The sequence below is a fragment of the Sphingomonas sp. FW306-1B-B10E genome (assembly GCF_058782005.1).
The window spans coordinates 17,891-37,611 of the sequence record NZ_JBYSXG010000046.1 but is presented as its reverse complement, the minus strand read 5'-3'; the positions used below and the strand labels follow the sequence as shown (position 1 = coordinate 37,611).

Below are 19,721 nucleotides of genomic sequence, written 5' to 3'. Positions count from 1 at the left end.
CCACCCCCAGCCCCTCCCTTTCAGGGAGGGGAGCTTCAGCGGGCGCCTCATGGCCGCCGGATCAGCGTCCGCGCGGCGGGGCGCGCGCGATCGGCGGGAAAATTGACGCGCTCCGCCTCGATCACCAGCGGCACGTTGCGGCTGCGCTCGGCGAGCATGCGAACCTGCTCGCCGATCAGACCGAGAAAGAGCAGCAGTACCGCGAACATGCCGAAGGCGAGCGCGAGGCCGAGCAGGACGAGCGCCGGACCGCCCAGGATCGCGGCGGCCACGCCGCCGAGCAAGGCCAGCAACGCGATCCCCGCGGCAACGAACGCCAGCAGGATCGGCAGCCGCAGCAGCGACTTGGCCGACCCGGCCAGCCCCGACAGCGCAAACGAAGCGAGCGTGGCGAAATCGTTCTTGCTGGTACCCGCAGCGCGTTCGGGGCGATCGACGGGAAGCAATGCCAGGCGGAAGCCGCTCTCGACCAGCATCCCGCGAAAGAACGGCTCGGGCTCGTTCCACGCCGCCAACGCGTCGACCACCGCGCGGTCGAACAGCCCGAAGCCGGTCGCCCCCGGGATTACCGGATAGTCGCCGAACTTGCCGAGAAAGGAATAGCCCAGTCGCCGGATCGCGCCGAGCAGCGGCGACGTGCGCTCCGAGCGGCGCTGGGCCAGCACGATCTGCGCACCCGCACGCCACTGCGCGACGAATGGGCCGATCATCGCCGGCGGGTCCTGGAAATCGGCGCACATGCCGATCACGGCTTGGCCCTCGGCCTGGTAGATGCCGTAGGTCGGCGAGCGCATCTGGCCGTAATTGCGATTGTTGAAGATCGCGCGGATGCGCGGGTCTTCGGCGCACAAGATGCGCATTAGGTCGCGCGTCGCGTCGGTCGAATGATTGTCGATCAGCAATATCTCGTGCGAGGCGGCATGCTGCGTCGCCTCGGCCGTCACCGCCGCACAGATCGCGCGGACATTCTCCGCTTCGTTGAAGCAGGGAATGACGATCGACAGTTCGGGGGTCATTGCGCCGCCTTGCGCCCGAACCGCAGGTCGATGCCGGTCGCCGGCGCGTAGATCTCGGTGAACAGGGCCAATGCGATCAGCAGCACCAGCAGCGCCACCGCCGGGATATTGACCTTGCGGTCGGCATCGAGCCGCGGCGCCTCGATCAGTTGGACGTCCGAGGCGGTCTCCGCCGCCAGCGTCTCGACCGCGACTTCTTCCGAGGACCGCGCATAGACTTCGTACAGCGCCTGGGCGAAGCGATAGTCGCGATAGAGGTTGAGATATTCGCCCGAGACCTCGGACAGGCCGGCGACATTGGGCCCGGCGACCCCGGCACTCGGGCTCGCCGTCCGGGCGATCTGGCTGCGCAGCGAGGCGACTTCGGACTGCACCGCCTGAAGCTGCGGATTCTCCTCGCCCTGGAAGCGCTGGAGCGTCTGCAGCTCGACGAGCTTGGCCTGAAGCTGCGCCTCGAGCCCGGCACGCAGCGACAGCGCCGAGCCGAGCTGGGCCTCGGGCTCTGCGAGCCGGTTGCGGCGGCGGAAGGCGTTGAGCGCAGCCTCGGTCTGCACGACGCGGCCGGCGGCGTCCTTGAAGCGCTGCTGCACGACGTCGCGCTTGCGGCGGACGCGATCCTGCCCGAGCACGATGATCCGGTCGCTGATCGCCTTCACATAAGCGCGCGTGATCGCCTCGGCCTTGTCGGCATCGTGCATGCGCACCTCGACCTCGACGATCCCGCCGGTCAGCGAATGCACGTCGACTCTCTTAGCCAGCGCGATGCGGGCGCGATCCTGGCTGGCATAGCCGCCCGGCCCGACCAGCTTGAGCTTGGCGATCACCGCATCGGTGACTTCGGTGCCGCGCGCGATCGCGAGATACATATCGATCGGCTGCTTGGCGCCGCCGAAGAGGGCGGCGAAGCCCTGGAGTTGTCCCCCCAGAGCATTCATCATCGAGCCGAGCCCGATGCTGTTATTGTCCTGCGGCACCAGCTTCGCCCGCGCCACATAGGGCTGGGGGAACACGCACAGCACCGCCAGCAGCAGCGCCAGCACCGCATAGCCGATCCGCCGCCGGCGCGGGTCCGCGATCACGTTCAATTGACCAGCCCGTTGACCGTCGCGGCGCCGACCAGCCCGCCGAACAGGGTGCCGGTGATGTCGCGCAGCCGCGCCCAAAACTCGCCGCGATTGGCGTCGATCGGCACATAGACCAGGTCCCCGGGAAGCGCAGGCGCGCGCAGCACGTGCCTGCCGTCGGCCAACACGGTGCCGTTGGCGCGCACCACGAAGATCTCGCTCTTGTCGCCAAGCTTCTGCACCCCGCCCGCCGAATGGACGAAGTCGCCGATCGTCGCGCCTTCGTGCCACGCGAAGGAGGCCGGCGTCGGCACCGCGCCGAACACGCCCACCGTCACCGGGCGCGGCGGCACATAGATCGTGTCGTTATTCTCGAGGATGAGCTCGCTGGGCAGCGCCGCTGCGGTCACCGGCAGGTCGAAGACGAGGCGCCCGCTGGGTTTGCGCTCGCGCAGTTGCTCGACGATCGAGCGGACGAGCGCGAGGTTGGCCGGCTGGACGAGCTGGGCGCGATTGGCCGACGTCACCGGCTGCGAGGTCAACAGCAGCTCGACGTCCTGCACCGCACGGTCGAAGCTCTGCTGCTGCTGCGCCTTGACGCTGTCGCGCGTGATCACGCTGGCATAGGGAAAGGCCTGGCCGGTCAGCCCGCCGGCCTGCGCCACGACCGCATCGAGCCGCGTGCCCGGCCTGAAGTAATAGCGCCCTGGCCGGGCAACCTCGCCGCTGATCGTAACGAGCACCGCCTGCTGCTCGAGCGGGCGGGCGATGCCGACATTGGAAAGCACGCGGACGATGTCGCCACGCCTTGCCTTCCGCGTCGCTGCCTCGGCGGCGCTCAGTTCCTCCCAGCCGGTCTGGCCGCGGCCGAGTGAATCGAACACCATCAATCGACTCGCATCGGCGACGGTGTTGACGCCGCCGGCATAGAGAAGCGCATCGTTGATCGTCTCGCCCGGCGCGAGCTCGAAGATCGCTTCGCGATTGACGCTGCCGATCACCGCGACCTGCTCGCCGGCCGGCGCGATGTAGAGCACGTCGCCATTCTGGACCACCGCGTCGCCGCTGCGATCGCCCTTGAGCAGCAAGTCGTAGAGGTCGAAGTCCGAAACCAGCCGGCCGCCGCGGCGCAGCTGGATCGAGCGGAAGCTGCCGCCCGCGGCCGGGCCGCCCGAGGCGAGCACGGCGTTGACCAAGGTCGACAGGCTGCCGACGGTATAGGATCCCGGCGCCGCGGCGAAGCCCGTGACGTAGATGGTCACGCCGTGCAGCCGGCCGACATTCACTTCGAGCTGGAAGCCGCGATATTGCCGCGACACGCGCCGCGCGATCACTTCGTGCAGGTCGCCATAGCGCACCCCCGCCACGACGATCGCGCCGATCCGCGGCACGAAGATTCGTCCCTCGCTGTCGATCGTCAGCCGCAGGTTCGCCGCCTGGACCGGGCCGGCCAGCCCGAGCACCAGCTCGTCGCCGGGGTTCAGCCGATAGTCCGGCGGTACCGTCGCGGTCGGGCCAGCGGTAAAGTCGCGCGCGCCCGGCACCAGCAGTTCTGCGCCGAACCGCCGCAGCGGCATGCCCACCGCGGCCGAGACGAAGCTCTCATATTCGCTTGGAGGGGTCTGCGGGACCGGACGCGACGGCGCTTCCGGCGGACGCTCGGCGGCTGAGGCGCCGCGCGGCTCGGCGGGCATTTCGATCACCGTCGGCTGGTACGGCGCCACCTCGGCCGGCGGGACCGCCACCTGCCCTGCCGCGGCGGCTCGGCCCGCGAGCGGATCGGCTTGCTGTTGCTGGCCGGTCGCGACCGGCGCGGCGAGCTGCGCCAGTGCCGGCATCGGCGCGACGGCAAATAGGCAACCGACGAGAAGCTTCGATCGGGCAATCATGAGGCGAGGCATTCCAGTTCGATGAGGCCGGCAGCGGGGCCGAGCAGCGCAGTCGCGGCCTGCGCCCACAGGCCGTCGTCGGTAGCGGCGAGCACGCCGATGCCGTCACCGCCGACGCGATAGGGGGAGCGATCCCAATGTGTGACGCGGCCGCCGGCCTCGCCGACGAACAGGGCGCCGGCGGCGTGGTCCCAGGGCAGGATGCGCTGGAACAAGGCGATGTCGTCCTCACCCAGCACGAGCCGCGGATAGCTGGCGGCGGCGCAGCGCGGGACCGGGACGATCTCGAAATGCCGCTCCGCCTCGGCATGGACGCGGGCGCGCCGCTCACGCGTGAGGAAGTGGGTGCCGAGCGCCGCCCGCGGCGGGGCGCTCCCGCTCGGCCGGGCGCGGACGGACACACCGTCGATCGTCGCGCCCTTGCCGCGTGCTGCATGGCAAAGCCGCCCGCGCAGCGGATCGAGCATCCAGCCCTGAACCGGTACGCCATCCTCGACGAGCGCGATCATCATCCCGAACGGCTCGCGCCCCGCGGCGAAATTGGCGGTTCCGTCCAGCGGGTCGATCAGCCAGACCAGCCCCTCCCCGACGCCGTCGAGCAGCGCGGGATCCTGCTCTGCGGCTTCCTCGCCCAGGATCCGCGCGCCGAGCCCGAGCGCCGCCAGCCCGTCGTGGAGGCGACGCTCGGCCTCGCGATCCACGACGGTGACGATCTCGCCCGCCGTCTTGATCGTGACTTCATGCGCGGCAAGCGTGCGAAACCGCGGCACCACCACCTCAGCGGCGACGGTGCGCAGCAGCGCGGCAACCTGTTGCTCGAGCGACATCAGTAATCAGGCGGCCACGCTTGCCAGCCGGCCCGCGGGCACATTGCCGCTGCGTTCCTGGATCATCCGGATGCGCGACAGATCCTCATCGGCGATCGTGCGATAATAATCGCGCTTGTTCTCGAGCCAGGCGAGCTCGAAGGCCACGGCGTTGGCGATGCCCGCCTCGAACAGCTTCGATTCCGCCGCCGAACCGTCGAAGATCACCTTGCGCGTCTCGAACCGGTCTAGCCGCACGCCGCGGATCTCGCGTAGCGCCAGCCCGGCCTCGACCGCGACCGAACCGCCGACGACCAAAGTCAGGTCGTTGGTCGCGCAGGCCTGGGCGACGCGGAGCACGGCGTCGGTGATCTCGCGATCGTTGATGCTCTTGCGCGGCAAACCCCGCGACAGCGTGAAGTCGACCCGGCCGAAGACGATCCCGTCCAGCTCGGCCTTGGCGATCGGCAGCATCGCGTCGAGATTGCGCAGGGTCGCCTCGGTCTCGACGTTGAACAGGAACTGGGTGCCCTGCGGATTGTCGCGATAGGTCTTGGTCCGCGCCTCGGCGAACTTGGTCAGCGCATAGGGGGTCTCGATCATCGGCGCGATGACATGGTCGACGCCGTAGAGCTTCGAGGCGAGCAGGTCCGAAACCGCTTCGCAGCCGCCGATCTTGAGCGCGACCTTGAGGTCGGCGCGGCGGGCGAGCTCGAGCAGTCGGAGGAACTCGTCGGGGCGGGTTCCCTCGGCCTCGAACTCGGCCTTGACCGCGACGACGCCGTAAAGGTCACGGCCCTTCTTGAGCATGTCGAGCATGCGGCGTTCGGTGGGGTTCATCCTCGCCTCCCTGGCTGAAAAAGCATTGTACTGACGGGAGTGAGACGGAGCCTCGCACCGGTTCCCGCACAAAATCGCGCGGCAAGATTTTTTCGCGGCGCCGTTGCGGGTTGGCCCGGTCGGCTCCGTCAGAACCATGATGCCCGGCTTGTTCCCCCTCCATCTGGCGCTTGCGCTCTTGTCCTCCCCGGACCCAAGACCAGTGGCGCCGGGCATCACCGAGCTTCCCAGCGGCGACAGCCAGGCGTTCCGAATGCGCAAGGCCGATGCGCCCGCGCCGAGCGCACCGCCGGCCCGTACGGAACCGGAGCCCGCGCCCGTGACGCGCGCAGGGCTACCGCACCTGTCCTCGCATTTCGGGCGTCGCGGTGATCCGTTCCGGCGGACGACGGCGATGCACTATGGCGTCGACATTCCGGGTCGCCTCGGCACCCCGGTGCTGGCATCGGCACCCGGCGTGGTACGCTTCGCCGGCGCGGCGGGGAGCTATGGCGAAATGGTCGAGATCGCGCACGATGACGGGCTTGCCACGCGCTACGCGCATCTCTCGCGAATCCTCGTCCGCCCCGGCGTGCGCGTCGCGCAGGGACAGCCCGTGGCGCTGATGGGATCGACAGGACGCTCCACCGGCAGCCATTTGCATTTCGAAGTGCGTATCGCCGGCCGCGCCGTCGATCCGCTCGCCTATCTCGGCGCGCCCGCGCCAGCACCCGAGCCGGTCCGGCCTTGGATCGCATCGGCCGAGCCCCATATCTCCGCCTTCGCTCGGGCGCGTGCCGACGGATCGCAGGAACGCGCTCTCTGAATCACCATGGAAGCTCCTTTGCAGCAGGCCGGCCGTCGCATCCCGAACCCTTTCGGCAGTCGCGCCGCGCCGCGCCGCGCGCGATGAAGGGCGGTCAGGAAATCAGCGGGCTCCAGCGCATCGTGCTCAACGAGCGCGGCCGGCTGCTCCGCTTCCTCGCGGCGCGCGGACTGGCCGACGATGCCGAGGACGCGCTGCACGATCTGTGGCAACGCGTCGCCGCAGCACCCACGCAGCCGATTGCCGACCCGCTTTCCTACCTGTTTCGCGCCGCCGAGAATCTGGTGCGCGACCGGCGCCGTTCGGCAGTGAGCCGCGATCGCCGTCACCACGATTGGCACGAGACCAGCGTTCCCGCCGACGAACAACCGGCCGGCGAACGTTCGCTGATCGCCCGCGAGCGGCTGCGCGAGGTCCAGAGCACGCTGGCGGCGCTGGGGCCGCGGGTCGAACTGGTATTCCGCAAATGCCGCCTCGACGGGATGCCGCAGAGCGCGGTCGCGCGCGAACTGGGCGTCAGCCTGAGCTCGGTCGAGAAGGACTTGCAAAAGGCCTATCGGGCGCTCGCCGCGCTCAGGGCGAAATTCGATGCGGAATGATCGCGCGGTCTCCGTCATAGGGATGTTATGGCGATGAGCGCACAACATCCTGAGCTTCGAGAAGCCGCGACGCTGTGGGCGATTCGCGTCCAGGAGCCGGCGTTCGACGATTGGGACGGCTTCACCGAATGGCTCGAGCGCGATCCGTCGCACGTCGAGGCCTATGAGGCGGCGCTCGCCGACGAGGCCTGGGGCGCGGAACTGCTCGCGTCGGCGTCCTCCGCCCATCCCGCTATCGCGGACACGGCCAAACCGCCGCGGCGCTGGTGGATCGCCGGTAGCGCGGCAGCCGCGGCTGCGCTCGCGGTGGTCGGCGGCTGGGCAATGTTCGACCGCGATGCCCCGGCGCAGCATATCGCCACCGCGGCGGGCGAACATCGGACGCTCGATCTCGCCGACGGATCGAAACTGGCGCTCAACGGCAACACCCGTGTCACGATCGATCCCGATACGCCGCGGCAGGTGACAGTCGAGCAGGGCGAGGCGCGGTTCGACGTGCATCACGATGCGAGTGATCCTTTCGTGGTGCTGGCGGGCGGCGCCCGGCTGGTCGATGCGGGAACGGTGTTCAACGTGGTGCAGGACGGCGATTCGCTCGAAGTTGGGGTGGCCGAGGGCTCGGTGATCTACGAGCCCGGTGCGCATGCCGTGCAGCTCAGACCCGGCGACACGCTGAACCGGCGTGGCAAGGGCGCCAAGCCGGCGATGGGCAGAGCGAGCCCCCAGGCGATCGGCAGCTGGGCGGCGGGCGAGCTGCAATATGACGCGCCGTCGGCCGATCAGGTCGCGCGTGATCTGACGCGCAGCATCGGGCGGCCGGTGCGCGCTGCCGAGGGTGCCCGGAGGCTGCGCTTCACCGGAACGCTGCTGCTGGGCGGCACGCCCGAACAGGTGATCGCGCGTGCCGGACCGCTGCTGGGCGTCAAGTTCGTCGTCGATGGGGAAGGATGGACGATGTCCCCCGCCCATGGTCCGCCGCGCTAGCCCGCTCGCCTTATTGTCCTTGACCATAGCGTCTCCTGCGTTCGCGCAGGAGCGAGCGGCGGAGGTCGACATCGGCGCATCGCGCCTCGATGCAGCGATCAAGCAGCTGAGCCGCCAGACCGGTGCGAGCATCGGCTTTCGCGAAGCGCGCCTGGCGGGCACGCCGACACGTCCGGTCCGCGGGCGCTTCACTGCCGCGCAAGCCCTCGAGCGGATGCTGCTCGGTGCCGCGGTCCGGGCGCGCCGGGTCGCGCCGGCGACCTATCTCGTCGAGCCCTTCGCAAAGCGGCCTGTTGCCCCACCCCGCCCGGCGACGACGGCGCCGCGCCGTCCGCCCGCGGAGCCACCGTCCGGCGAGATCGTCGTCACCGCGACCAAGCGCGACATCCCGCTCGGTTCCTATCCGGGCGGCGTCCAGATTGTCGACGGATCCCAGCTCAGCGCTTCCGAGGGCCTGCGCGGCACCGAGGCCATCGAGGCGCGCATCGCCAGCGTCGCCTCGACGCATCTCGGCCCGGGCCGCAACAAGCTGTTCATCCGGGGCATCGCCGATTCCAGTTTCGTCGGACCGACCCAGTCGACCGTGGGCCAATATTGGGGAAACAGCCGGATCACCTATAGCGCGCCCGATCCCAATCTGCGCCTCTACGACGTGAAGAGCATCGAAGTGCTCGAAGGGCCCCAAGGCACCCTATACGGTGCGGGGTCGCTCGGCGGGGTGGTGCGCGTCGTCCCGCGCTCGCCCGACCTGCGGGATTTCCAGGGCTCGGCATGGGGCGGGGCGCTCGCGGTCCAGCACGGCAAACCCGGCGTCGACGGCGGCGCGATCCTCAATCTGCCGATCAAGCAGGACGTGATCGCGCTTCGCGCGCTCGCCTTCGGATCGGTCGAGGGCGGCTATATCGACGACGTCGCGCGCCAGCTCGACGACATCAACCGCGTCCGCACCTTCGGCGGGCGCGCCGCGCTTCGCGTCGATCCGGGCGACGACTGGACGATCGACCTCAACGCCGTCGGCCAGCGGATCCGGGGCGACGACAGCCAATATGCCGAGCGCGATGTCGGCGAGCTCGACCGCGCCAGCGCGATCGCCCAGCCGTTCCGCAACGATTACTGGCTGGTCGACCTGGTCGCGCGCAAATCCTGGGGACCGCTCGAGCTGACCTCGTCGCTTGGCTATGCCGGGCAATATGTCTTCGAGCGGTTCGAGGGACCCGAACTCGCCGACGTCGCCAGCCCTGAGATTCAGCCCACCAAGAGCGCCGCGCCCGCCGCTTATTCGCAGGCCAACCGCATCTCGATGACGACGGGGGAAGTACGCCTCGCCCGCCACGGAGCCGACGGGACCGGCTGGCTGCTCGCCGCCAGCCTGCTCCACAATCGCGCACGGACCAATCGCCGCATGGATGTCGCGCCGTTCCGCACGCCGCTCACCGGCGTGCTCAACCAGGTCGAGGAGGCGACTCTGTACGGCGAGGGCACCGTCGAACCGCTCGATCGGTTCACGCTGACCTTCGGCGGCCGGCTGACGCATGCGCGGCTGTCGGGCAGCTCGGAGGACGTCGCCCAGGTCGTCGCCTTCCGCATCGATCCGGGGGCGCGCGCATCGCGCTCGGAGACGCGCTTCCTGCCTTCGCTCGCCGCGGCCTATCGCGCCGCCGACCGACTGACCCTGTTCGCGCGCTACCAGCAAGGGTTCCGCCCAGGCGGCATCGCGGTCCGCCGCGAATATATCCAGCGCTTCGCCGGTGACCGGGTTACCACGATGGAGGCCGGCGCGCGCTATCGCAGCCCGTCGCTCGACCTGGCGGCGAGCGTCTCGGCAACGCGCTGGACCGATATCCAGGCCGATCTGATCGACGGCTTCGGCTTCCCGACCACCGCCAATGCCGGCGACGGCCGCGTCCTCTCGGTCGGGATGGTCTCGCGCTGGCGCCCGGCCGCCGGGCTGGAGCTCGATGCCGCGCTCTACCTGAACGACAGCAAGGTCACCGAGCGCTTCTCGGTGGCGCTGCCCAGCGACCTGCTCATGGCGGACATCGAGCGCCTGCCCAACGTCGCCGATGCCAGCGGCCGGCTGGGCTTCAATTATTCGGCGCCGCTCGGCGACGATGTCGAACTCACTGCCACCGGTTTCGCGCGCTATGTCGGCAAGTCGACGCTGGGGATCGGGCCGATCCTCGGGCGGCTGCAGGGCGATTATCTCGATACCGGCCTGGAAGTCCGCATCGGCAAGGCGCGGCGTGGCGTGAGCCTCGCGCTCACCAACCTGCTCGACGCGCGCGGCAATCGCTTCGCGCTCGGCTCCCCGTTCCTGATCCGCGATCGCGACCAGACGACGCCGCTTCGCCCGCGCAGCCTCCGGCTGGGGTTCGACCTGCACTTTTAGAGCCCGGCAATCGCGCCGATGGCGAAACGCGGGCACGCCGCTCGACCGACCCTATCGACAGTTTCGCCGATACCGCGACGTCACGCACCTGCCATTCCCAATCGTCCGTTGAGGTCTGCCAGGCTGCGATCTCATGCGCCGCATCCGCGCACCACGCCGGGCGGCGCAATCGAAGCGCCGAACCCGGCGTCTTGTGGCAGGCCGCTTGGCCGCCAGGACTGATGCTAAAATAGCACAGTGACGGAGGATCCCGTTGGAAGGGTTGCACAAAACATCGCCGTCTCGCGTCCCGCGCGGATCGGCCTTTCTATAAAAGCCTAGGCAAAGATGCGTAGCGGGGATGCCCGGGGCATGGCCGCTGCGTCAAACGGGTAAGGGCTTGATAGATTTTATGAATTTCGCATCAAACACATTTCGATACGGGATTTCGGCTGCCGCGCTTCTGACGGCGATCGCCGCTCCGGCCTATGCGCAGGAAGCAATGCCGGCGCAGGGTACGGATGCTGTTGCTGCCGATCAGGGCGCCGCACCTGAAGCCGATGCCGTCGACCAGGCTGCAGCCGCGCCCGAGGCGCAAGCCGAAGAAGCGCAGCCCGCGACGATCGTCGTCACCGGCACGCTGTTCCGTGATTCGAACGCCTCCTCGATCTCGCCCGTGACGGTGCTGAGCTCGGAGACCCTGCAGCGCGCGAACATCACGACCGCGCAGGACGCGATCCGCTCGGTCTCGGCGGACAGCGCCGGCTCGATCTCGACCGGCTTCCGCAACGGCTTCTCGGCCGGCGGCGCCGCGGTGTCGCTGCGCGGCCTGGGCGTCTCGTCGACCGTGGTTCTCATCGACGGGCTCCGCTCCGCGAACTTCCCGCTCAACGACGACGGCCACAACGCCTATGTCGACCTGAACTCGATCCCGTTCAGCATCGTCGACCGCATCGAAGTGCTGAAGGACGGCGCGTCCTCGACCTATGGCGCGGACGCGATCGGCGGCGTGGTCAATTTGATCAGCAAGAAGAATTTCCAGGGCATCGAAGGATCGGTCCAGGGCGGCACGACCGAGCAGGGCGACGGTTCGCACTATCGCGCGACGCTGACCGCCGGCTTCGGCGACTATCAGGAGAAGGGCTTCAACTTCTACCTGAATGGCGAATACACCTATGACGGCTTCATCACCAATCACTCGCGCGGCTATCCGTTCAACACGCTCGACCTGACGCCGAGCGGCCTGACCGACCGCAACCGCAACGACGATACGCTGACCACGGCGAACCCCGAGGCAGTCGTCACGCGCGTCACGCAGAGCGACCTCAACAATCCGCTCGCCGGTCAGGTCGGCGCGCCGCTCACCAACCAGTATCAGCTGCTCAACCCGAACGCCTGCGCCTTCGGCACCTACACGGTGACCACCGGCGCGGCACAGGGCACCGGCTGCCGCCACAACCTTCCGGACGAATATTCGATCATCCAGCCGAAGCAGCAGCGTTACTCGACCACCGGGCGCCTCAGCGTGCGGCTTGGCGAGAATTTCGAGGCGTTCGCCACGGGCAGCTATTCGCATTCCGAAGTCAGCATCAAGGGCACGCCTTCGGCGATCCGCCAGACCCAGCCGTTCGGCGGCTCGGCCGCGATCGCGTCGAGCAGCCCGGGCATCGTGCTGCCCTATTTCGTCTGCTCGGCAGGCGTGAACTGCGCCACGGCGGCGGATCGGCGCCTGAACCCCAACAACCCCTATGCGACCAACCCGGCCGCAACGGCGGCGATCGCGAGCACCAACGCCGCGCGCATCTATTATCTGTTCGGCGACATTCCCGCCGGCAGCGATCGCTATGTCGACGTGTTCCGCGCCACCGCGGGCATTTCGGGCGATCTGGGCAGCGGCTTCCGCTTCCGTCTGAACGGCGTCTATGCGCGAGACAATTTCAGCGTCACGCAGCACGGCTTCCTCAACATCCAGGGCCTGCTGGGCGCGATCAACACCGGCGCCTATAACTTCGTCAATCCGCAGCAGAACAGCGCGGCCGTGCGCAACCAGATCTCGCCGGACGTGACCACGCCGTCTTATTCCACGACGGCGACGATCGGCGGCTCGATCATCAAGTCGCTGGTGCAGCTGCCCGGCGGCGACCTCAACGTGGGTGCCGGCTTCCAGCTCCGCCGCGAGACGCTGATGAACCGTAACCAGAATGCGGATCTGGCCTTCTATGCGCTGAACACCTCGTCGGCCCAGGGCCGTCAGACGGTGACCGCCGGCTTCTTCGAAATCGACGCGCCGTTCCTGAACGAGCTCGATCTCAACGTGTCGGGCCGCTACGATCATTATTCGCAGGGCTATGGGCACTTCTCGCCCAAGGTCGGCCTCAAGTTCACCCCGATCGAGCAGATCGCGCTTCGCGCCACCTACTCGCAGGGCTTCCGCGCGCCGACCTTCGCGGAGAACAACGCGGCCAGCAGCTATTCGGGCTTCTCGTCCTTCACGCCGCCCGCCAGCTTCGTCGCCGCGCATCCGGGCAACCTGGCCTATACCAGCAGCTACAATATCGGCAGCGGCGCCACGGGCAACCCGGACATCCTGCCGGAAGTCTCGCGTAGCTTCACCTTCGGCACGATGCTCAAGCCGACGCGCTGGTTCAGCCTCACCGCCGACTATTACAACATCAAGAAGTCGAACCTGATCGTAAGCGGTCCGCTGCGCGCCCAGGCGATCGCTGCCTATTACGGCCAGACCACTTCGGCTGCCGGCTGCGCCGCGCTCGCCGCGGTAGGCGCGGGCTATCAGTGCAACGTCATCGACGCGCCCGATCCCGCCAATCCGAACGCGCTGCCGCGTCTGCTGGTGTTCAACGTGCCTTACGTCAACGCCAACTATCAGGTGAGCTCGGGCATCGACGTGCAGGCGACCGCCCGGATCCCGCTGTCCGACGGCGTGCGCTGGACCAGCCGCCTCGACATGACCCGCGTGCTCCAGCTCGACCTGGTCACCCCGGCGGGCGTGGTGCAGAAGTACGCCGGTACGCTTGGGCCGTACGAGCTTTCGTCGGGCGGCGGCACGCCGCAGATGCGCGGCAACTGGCAGAATACGCTGGACATCGGCAACTTCTCGCTGACCACCACCGCTTATTATGTCGGCCGGATCAAGCAGGTCGCGGCGGACGAGATCGCGCCCGTCAACGGCGAGATCGACCTGTCGTGCAGCCACACGCTGGCACCCGTGCCGGCAGGCGGCGACGTGGCCAAGCAGTGCTATATCCGTCCGTTCGTCTATGTCGATCTGAACGCGGGCATCAAGGTCAACGACCAGTTCCGTTTCTTCGTCAACGTGCAGAACCTGACCAACGCACGCGCACCGCTTGCCGCGGGCGCCTATACCAGCAATCCGAATTATCTGAGCAGCTGGCATTATGCGGGTCTGGTCGGCCGCAACTTCAGCGCCGGCGCGAATTTCAGCTTCTGATCTCGCACCGCTGACCCACACGCATCGGGGCGGCGCCCCGTCACCCCGGTGCGTGTTGATACCATTCTTTGCGAAGCGGCGGCGTGGGCTTGTCCACGCCGCCGTTTTTCATTTTCGCCCGGCAGACGGGCGTACTTGCCGCGCGTCCGAGGTTCCGATCGGTTGCGGGTTGGCGACAAAGGCATCAAGGACGATGTCGCAACGCGCGTAGCGAGAGGACGACTTCGTGACCGACCTGGGTTCCCCCGACCGCCTGAGCGAGGCGCGCGCCGCGCTCGCCGAGGCGATGGCGCTGCACGAAAAAGGGGATTTCGACGGCGCTGAGGCCGGATATCGGCAGGTGCTGGCGCAGGACTATCGCGCCGCGGAAGTGCTGCCGTTGCTCGCCGGCGTGCTCGGGCGCCTGACGCGCCCCGAAGACGCCCTCGCCGCCTGGGACCAGCTTCTCGCAATCGCGCCCGATCATGCCGTGGCGCTGCACGAAAAGGGGCTGACGCTGCACTGGCTCGGCCGCACCGCCGAGGCGATCGCCACGCTCGAGCGCGCCTGCGCGATGGACCCCGACAATCCGATCGCGATCGGCAATCTGGCCGTGGTGCTGGCCGATGCGGGACGCAACCTCGAAGCGATCCGGCATTTCCGCCGCGCGCTCGCGCTGCAGCCCGACAACCTGCATTTGCGCCATCAGGTCCGGCGGCTCGGCTCGGGATCGGTGCCCTTCTGGCACATCCCGATGATGAACGACGCGCCGCGCAACGATGCGTTCGAGGAGGCGATCAAGGCTGCGCTCAGCGTCGCCGGCCCGGCAGCGCGGGTGCTCGATATCGGCGCGGGCAGCGGCCTGTTGTCGCTGATGGCCGCGCGTGCCGGGGCACGGAAAGTGGTCGCGTGCGAGATGGAGCCGATGATCGCCGACATGGCGCAGCAGATCGTCGCGCAGAACGGCTATGCCGATCGCATCACGGTCCACGCCAAGCCCTCGACCGAGCTTGCCGTCGGCGCGGAGCTCGACGCGCCGGCAGATGTCCTGGTCTCGGAAATCCTATCGAGCGACCTGCTGACCGAGAAGGTGCTCGACACATTCGAGGACGCACATCGCCGCTTGCTCGCGCCCGACGCCGTGGTGATCCCGCGTGCGGCGAGCGCAATGGGATGCCTGGTGGCGAGCGAGAACCTGGCGGGCTATGCCTTTGTCGGCGACGTTTCGGGGTTCGATCTCTCGGCCTTCACCGCTTTCGCGCCGCAGCGCCTGCCGATCCACGGCACGATGACCGGCTGGGATCGCCTGTCGGACGATCTGGAACTGGTCCGCCTCGACCTGACGCGGAAGAAGCATGACGCGACCCTCGCGCGGCTGCGCATCCCGGTCACCGCGAGCGGACGCGCGATCGGCATCGTCCAGTGGATGCACATCGATCTGTGGGAAGGCGTGTCGTTCGACAATCACCCCGACCACTATGCCGATGGCGGCTGGCTCCAGGTGCTGCACAGCTTTCCCGAACCGATCGCGGTGGTGGCGGGTGAGACGCTCGACATCGCCGTCGGGCATGATCGGATCACGCTGATCCTTTTGCCGCTCGGGACAGCCTCGTAGCGGTCAGCCGTCCGCTGCGACGAAGAAGCCCCATTCGATCCAGCGTTCGCGACAGCCCTGCGCGCCGCGCCACATGCCGGTCGCAGCATCGGGATCGAGCCCATGATGCGCCGCGACGATCGCCAGCGCCGCGGCGACATCGCTTCCGGCGCGCATCGCCGCGAGGAATGCGTAAAGCGGCGCGCTGAGGGGCACGGTGCGCGTGACATAGTCGGTTCGGACCAGGGCGACGTGGCTCGGCGCCGGTCCCGGCAACAGCGGCGCCTCGCCGCGGCGCACGGCGTGATAATAGCCGGCGACGGGAAAGCCGTAGCTACCCAGCGCGAAGGCGGGCTGGAGGCGTAGCGCGCTGTCTGGGGTATCGGGCGTCGCGAAGGGGCGTCCCTCATTGCCCTCGGCATCGAACATGCCGAAAACCGTGGTCTCGAACTGGGCAAGGTCGATCATGCAATCGACCCACGCCTCGCGCGCTTCCGGCTCGGGCCGGTTCGCCTCCAGCCATCCCGGAAAGCGGCGGCCGAGGTCATACAGCGTGTGCCGCTCGGGCGGGCAATCGCGGATATAGTCGGCGACGAAATCATCGAACAGCGCCCGGCCGAGCGCGTGGCACAGCGCCGGATATTGCTCGCGCATGCACGCGGCGAGGCGTAGGAAATAGCCGCGCTGATAGACCGCCAGTCCGCCCGCCGCGCCGAGCCGCCCGCCGCTCTCGAACAGCGCCTGCGCCGCGCCGGGGTCGGCCCGCGGATCGATCAATGCCGCGTGCATACGGTGCTGCACCCCGGCCAGCGCGGTCACGCCGCATCCTCCATCACGCCATGGATCGCGCGCGGTATGAGGAAACCGAGCGGGTTGGAAACGGCCTCGCCGCCGCGGCCTCGTGCGACGGCTTCGCGCGGCACCGCGTCGCCGGCCATATAGTGTTCCGCCTTGCGGAGTTCGGCGACGCAATCCTCGAAGCTGGGAATATGGTCGTCCCATTCGAGCAAGGTCGACGCGCCGCCGGTGCGCGCCCAGGCGAGGCGGAACAGCTCCCACACTTCGGCGCGCACTGGCCGATCATGCGTGTCGATCAGATGGCTGCCGAGATCCTGGTGCCCGGCCAGATGCATCTGCACGACGCGGTCGCATGGGAAGGCTTCGAGATAGGCGCGCGGATCGGTGCCGGCGTTGAAGCAGCTGACATAGACATTGTTGACGTCGAGCAGCAGCCCGCAGCCGGTCCGATCGGCCAGCGCGCGCAGGAAGGCCGGTTCGTCCATCGTCGACTGGGCGAAGCGGACATAGGAACTCGGATTTTCGAGGATCAGCGGGCGTTCGAGAATGTCCTGCACCTCGATCACCCGGGCGGCGACATGTTCGAGGCTCTCCTCGGTCAGCGGCATCGGCAGCAGGTCGTGCGAATTGAGCCCGTTCACCCCGGTCCAGCAGAGATGATCGCTGACCCAGGCGGGGCGGATCTCGTCCGCCAGCCGCTTGAGCGCGGCGAGATAGGCGCTGTCGAGCGGATCGGTGCTGCCGATCGAGAGCGAGACGCCGTGGAGGACGACAGGATGGCGCTCGGCGACCGCACGCAGGATCGCGCGCGGCCGTCCGCCCGAATCCATGAAATTCTCGGAGATCGCCTCGAACCACAGATCCTGCCGTTCGCCCGACAGGATCGCATCGAAATGCACGCCACGCAGGCCAAGCCCCAACCCCAGCCGGGGCAGGCTCGCCAGCAAATCCTCAGCTGCAGCCACCGGCACCGCTCATTCCGCTCGATCCGCAGGCGGTCATGTTGCCGCGCTCTGCATTGTCTTCGGAGATCCACAAATAGGTCGGCCCGGTTGCGGCAAAGGCGGCCGGCGGGCTTCCGGGCGTCGCCGGGAGCGGCTGGCCGGGCGCGAGCTTCTGCGCCGCCTGCGCTGCGAGCAGTTCCTGCCGCGTGGCTTCCCAATTCGCCTCGAACACCGCGCGGGCGCGCAGCCAGACGCTCTGTCCCTGGTTCGACCCGTTGGTGCTGAAGCGCTCGGCATTGATCGGCGTCGCGCACGACCCTTGCGAACGGCAGGCATTGGCGCCCGGATTGTTCATCTCTTCGCCGGTGCCGTAGAGGCCGCAGCCGCCCTGCCCCTTGCATTCGTTCTGTACGTGGCACGTATGGTCGGTGCCGGTCGCGCAATAGCCCTGCCCGGCGCAGGCATTGGGCTCGCGCCCGGGCGCGCCGAACAGCCCGAAGCGATCCGCCCCCGCACAGGCATTCAACCCCATGCAGGCGTGAAGCGGCACGCCCTCGGGCTGCGGCCCGATCACGCCCGGGCCGGGAAAGGCGGGCTCGGCGGCATAGGGATAGGGCTCCGGCACGGGAACCCCGGGCGCGGGGGTCGGCGACGGAGGGGTGGAGCAGGATGCCATGGATTGTTCCTCTCGCCTGGGCGTCAGGCTTGCTGGGCGGCCGTCCAATAGGGGCCGACATCGGGCAGGTGCATCGACACATTGTTGGTGCCGGTCTTCGAGATCGCGACGCCGACATAATAAATGACGTTCTGGAGCACGCCGATCAGGTCGCTGTCGTCCTTCTCGATCTTGACCGCGTCGGCGGTGTTGCTGCCGGGGGCGAACAGTTCCTGGACGTGCTCGACCACTTCGCTGGCGTCGAGCTGTTCGATCAGCTTGTTGGCCGAGGCGATCGCCTTGTTGCCGAACGCGGTCAGTCCCTGGAACGCGTCCGCGCGCGCGCCCAGCGAGACATTCTCGAAGGTCGGGCCCATCATCATCCCCGCATAGTCGCCGGTGGGGATCGGGATCTGGCGGATCGTGCGGATATATTTGTCGAGCACCCAGATCATCGAGCGGTGCAGCCCCTCGTTGAAGAACAGCTTCTGCTTCTCCGGCGGCACCAGATAGACCGTCTCGGTCATCACCAGCATGTACTGGAAGCACGCGCTGCAGAAATTGGCGATGTCGACATAATATTCGGGGTAGCTCGATGCGAGCGGACTCTCGGGCAGGTCGACCAGCACCCCGGCGTCGAGGAGCGCCTGGCCGTCCACCGCGGGCTGGATCACGTCCGCCGGCGCGGGCGGCTGTGAGGGGCGTACCTCGCTCGTCCCCGCATAGTCGGCGAACTGCGCCTGGAGCGTCAGGAACTTCACATAATGCGACTCCTCGTCCTTCGACGGGTCGTCGTCGGGACTGGGGCCGACATCGGGGATCGGCACGCCCTCGCCCTGATCGCAGATCGTGTCGATCGCAGTCGCCGCGTCCTGGACCGACCGGACCGCGACCAGCTGGGTCTGACCGGCATGGCTGTCGGCATAATCGGGATAGACCGCCGCGGCCGCCGCGCCCTGCATCGGGTCGGTCCAGGAGACCGTCGCCGGCGGCGCAGGCTTCCACGGATCGAAACCGGCGGACGGATAGAGCGTGTCGACATTGTTCGGCGAGTAGTTGTACGGCTGGATCGCGTTGCTGACCGAACCGCGCTGGAAGTCCGAATCGTCGAGGAACTGCGTGCTCAGCAGGCAGCGCAGGTACGAATAGAATTGGCCGATCGTATCCCAATTGCCGTCCTGCGGCGGCGCGTTCCACTGCTCGGGATATTCGATCTGGAGGAAGTGCCAGAGCTGTTCGAAGCTCAATTTGCCGAGCGGGATCAGCACCGCGGTCTTGCCGTCCGGTCCTGCCGGCCCCTGCGGATTGTGATAGGGCAGCCCGGTCGGATAGGCGCCCGGCGCCTTGCCGTAGAGCTGGGGCATGACGCCCATCGACCACAGGATGTTCGACGAGAGCGACATGTGGAGCATTTCCTCCACCGCCACGCTCATGATGATGCCGCCCGCCTTGTTGGCGAAGAGCTGCTCAGCGCTGATCGTCTCGCCGCTCTCGTTGTTCCGGACGAGCGAATAATAAGTGTAGAGATAGATGGGGATCGTCGCGAGTTCGATCTCGATCGCGGTCTGGAGGTCGGTCTTCAGACGCGTGAGCACCTGATCCCGCGTCCAGGTGGCGTTGAGCGTCGCCACGAATGCCTGCTCGGCGGGCGTGAGCAGCGTCACCGGATCAGGCGTGTCCATGGGAGCCCCTCTCGTCCGAATGTTTCTGGCGGGAGACAATTAAACGGACACAAACCCGCGTTAGGATGCAGGCATATTAGTACGCTATCCGGCCGGCAACAGGAAACATCTCTTATCCGATCAAATTTCGTTATGAATAGATCATTATCGATGAAATCTCTTGCCAACGCTGCCGATACAAACCTAAGTTCGCTGCAATAAAATTACGAACGCCGCGACGATCAGTCCG

Annotated in this window: 15 protein-coding genes; 6 read left to right on the top strand and 9 right to left on the bottom strand. The window is 67.8% G+C overall.

Features of this window, described 5'->3' with window-relative positions; genetic code table 11:
* Positions 1–47: 47 nt before the first annotated feature.
* The 5 genes from AC3WJI_RS16520 to AC3WJI_RS16500 are packed head-to-tail and all read right to left on the bottom strand — an operon-like array spanning position 48 to position 5,615.
* Positions 48–1,016 (bottom strand): glycosyltransferase family 2 protein, encoded by a 969-nt coding sequence (locus AC3WJI_RS16520; RefSeq protein ID WP_492758374.1) that lies wholly within the window; start codon positions 1,014–1,016, stop codon positions 48–50.
* Positions 1,013–2,095, bottom strand: coding sequence for a capsule biosynthesis protein (locus tag AC3WJI_RS16515; RefSeq protein ID WP_492758377.1), 1,083 nt, complete (start codon positions 2,093–2,095; stop codon positions 1,013–1,015). Before AC3WJI_RS16515 ends, AC3WJI_RS16520 begins: the two co-directional genes overlap by 4 nt.
* 2 nt (positions 2,096–2,097) lie before the next feature.
* Complete coding sequence (locus AC3WJI_RS16510; protein WP_492758373.1) at positions 2,098–3,918, bottom strand: SLBB domain-containing protein; 1,821 nt, start codon at positions 3,916–3,918, stop codon at positions 2,098–2,100.
* Positions 3,919–3,965: 47 nt separating this feature from the next.
* The gene (locus AC3WJI_RS16505; protein ID WP_492758372.1) at positions 3,966–4,796 is read right to left on the bottom strand and encodes an inositol monophosphatase family protein; all 831 of its coding nucleotides are present in this window, start codon (positions 4,794–4,796) and stop codon (positions 3,966–3,968) included.
* Positions 4,797–4,802: 6 nt separating this feature from the next.
* Entirely contained in the window at positions 4,803–5,615 is an 813-nt protein-coding gene (locus AC3WJI_RS16500; RefSeq protein ID WP_492758371.1) for an aldolase/citrate lyase family protein, read from the bottom strand.
* Between the two features lie 202 nt (positions 5,616–5,817).
* On the opposite strand from AC3WJI_RS16500, the gene AC3WJI_RS16495 reads away from it, so the two are divergent.
* The 6 genes from AC3WJI_RS16495 (at position 5,818) to AC3WJI_RS16470 (ending at position 15,434) form a co-directional block, all read left to right on the top strand.
* Entirely contained in the window at positions 5,818–6,420 is a 603-nt protein-coding gene (locus AC3WJI_RS16495; protein ID WP_492758370.1) for a M23 family metallopeptidase, read from the top strand.
* 83 nt (positions 6,421–6,503) lie between these two features.
* On the top strand, positions 6,504–7,019 hold the full coding sequence (locus tag AC3WJI_RS16490; protein ID WP_492758369.1) for an RNA polymerase sigma factor: 516 nt from the start codon (positions 6,504–6,506) through the stop codon (positions 7,017–7,019).
* A 33-nt stretch (positions 7,020–7,052) separates the two neighbouring features.
* Entirely contained in the window at positions 7,053–8,003 is a 951-nt protein-coding gene (locus AC3WJI_RS16485; RefSeq protein WP_492758368.1) for a FecR family protein, read from the top strand.
* A gap of 19 nt (positions 8,004–8,022) precedes the next feature.
* Positions 8,023–10,392: a TonB-dependent receptor gene (locus AC3WJI_RS16480; protein WP_492758367.1), complete on the top strand. Its 2,370-nt coding sequence runs from the start codon at positions 8,023–8,025 to the stop codon at positions 10,390–10,392.
* 391 nt (positions 10,393–10,783) lie between these two features.
* Entirely contained in the window at positions 10,784–13,840 is a 3,057-nt protein-coding gene (locus tag AC3WJI_RS16475) for a TonB-dependent receptor domain-containing protein (RefSeq protein ID WP_492758366.1), read from the top strand.
* Between the two features lie 226 nt (positions 13,841–14,066).
* Positions 14,067–15,434: a class I SAM-dependent methyltransferase gene (locus AC3WJI_RS16470; protein ID WP_492758365.1), complete on the top strand. Its 1,368-nt coding sequence runs from the start codon at positions 14,067–14,069 to the stop codon at positions 15,432–15,434.
* Positions 15,435–15,437: 3 nt separating this feature from the next.
* Here AC3WJI_RS16470 and AC3WJI_RS16465 read toward each other — a convergent pair whose 3' ends face one another.
* Genes AC3WJI_RS16465 through AC3WJI_RS16450 form a run of 4 tightly spaced genes read right to left on the bottom strand, consistent with a single transcriptional unit; the run spans position 15,438 to position 19,492 of the window.
* Entirely contained in the window at positions 15,438–16,232 is a 795-nt protein-coding gene (locus tag AC3WJI_RS16465) for an HvfC/BufC N-terminal domain-containing protein (RefSeq protein WP_492758364.1), read from the bottom strand.
* Complete coding sequence (bufB, locus tag AC3WJI_RS16460; RefSeq protein ID WP_492758376.1) at positions 16,229–17,155, bottom strand: MNIO family bufferin maturase; 927 nt, start codon at positions 17,153–17,155, stop codon at positions 16,229–16,231. The genes AC3WJI_RS16465 and bufB overlap by 4 nt, the downstream gene beginning before the upstream one ends.
* Positions 17,156–17,162: 7 nt before the next feature.
* Complete coding sequence (locus AC3WJI_RS16455; protein WP_492758363.1) at positions 17,163–17,831, bottom strand: hypothetical protein; 669 nt, start codon at positions 17,829–17,831, stop codon at positions 17,163–17,165.
* 23 nt (positions 17,832–17,854) lie between these two features.
* Positions 17,855–19,492, bottom strand: a complete 1,638-nt coding sequence (locus tag AC3WJI_RS16450) for a ferritin-like domain-containing protein (protein ID WP_492758362.1) — start codon at positions 19,490–19,492, stop codon at positions 17,855–17,857.
* Positions 19,493–19,721: the final 229 nt, after the last annotated feature.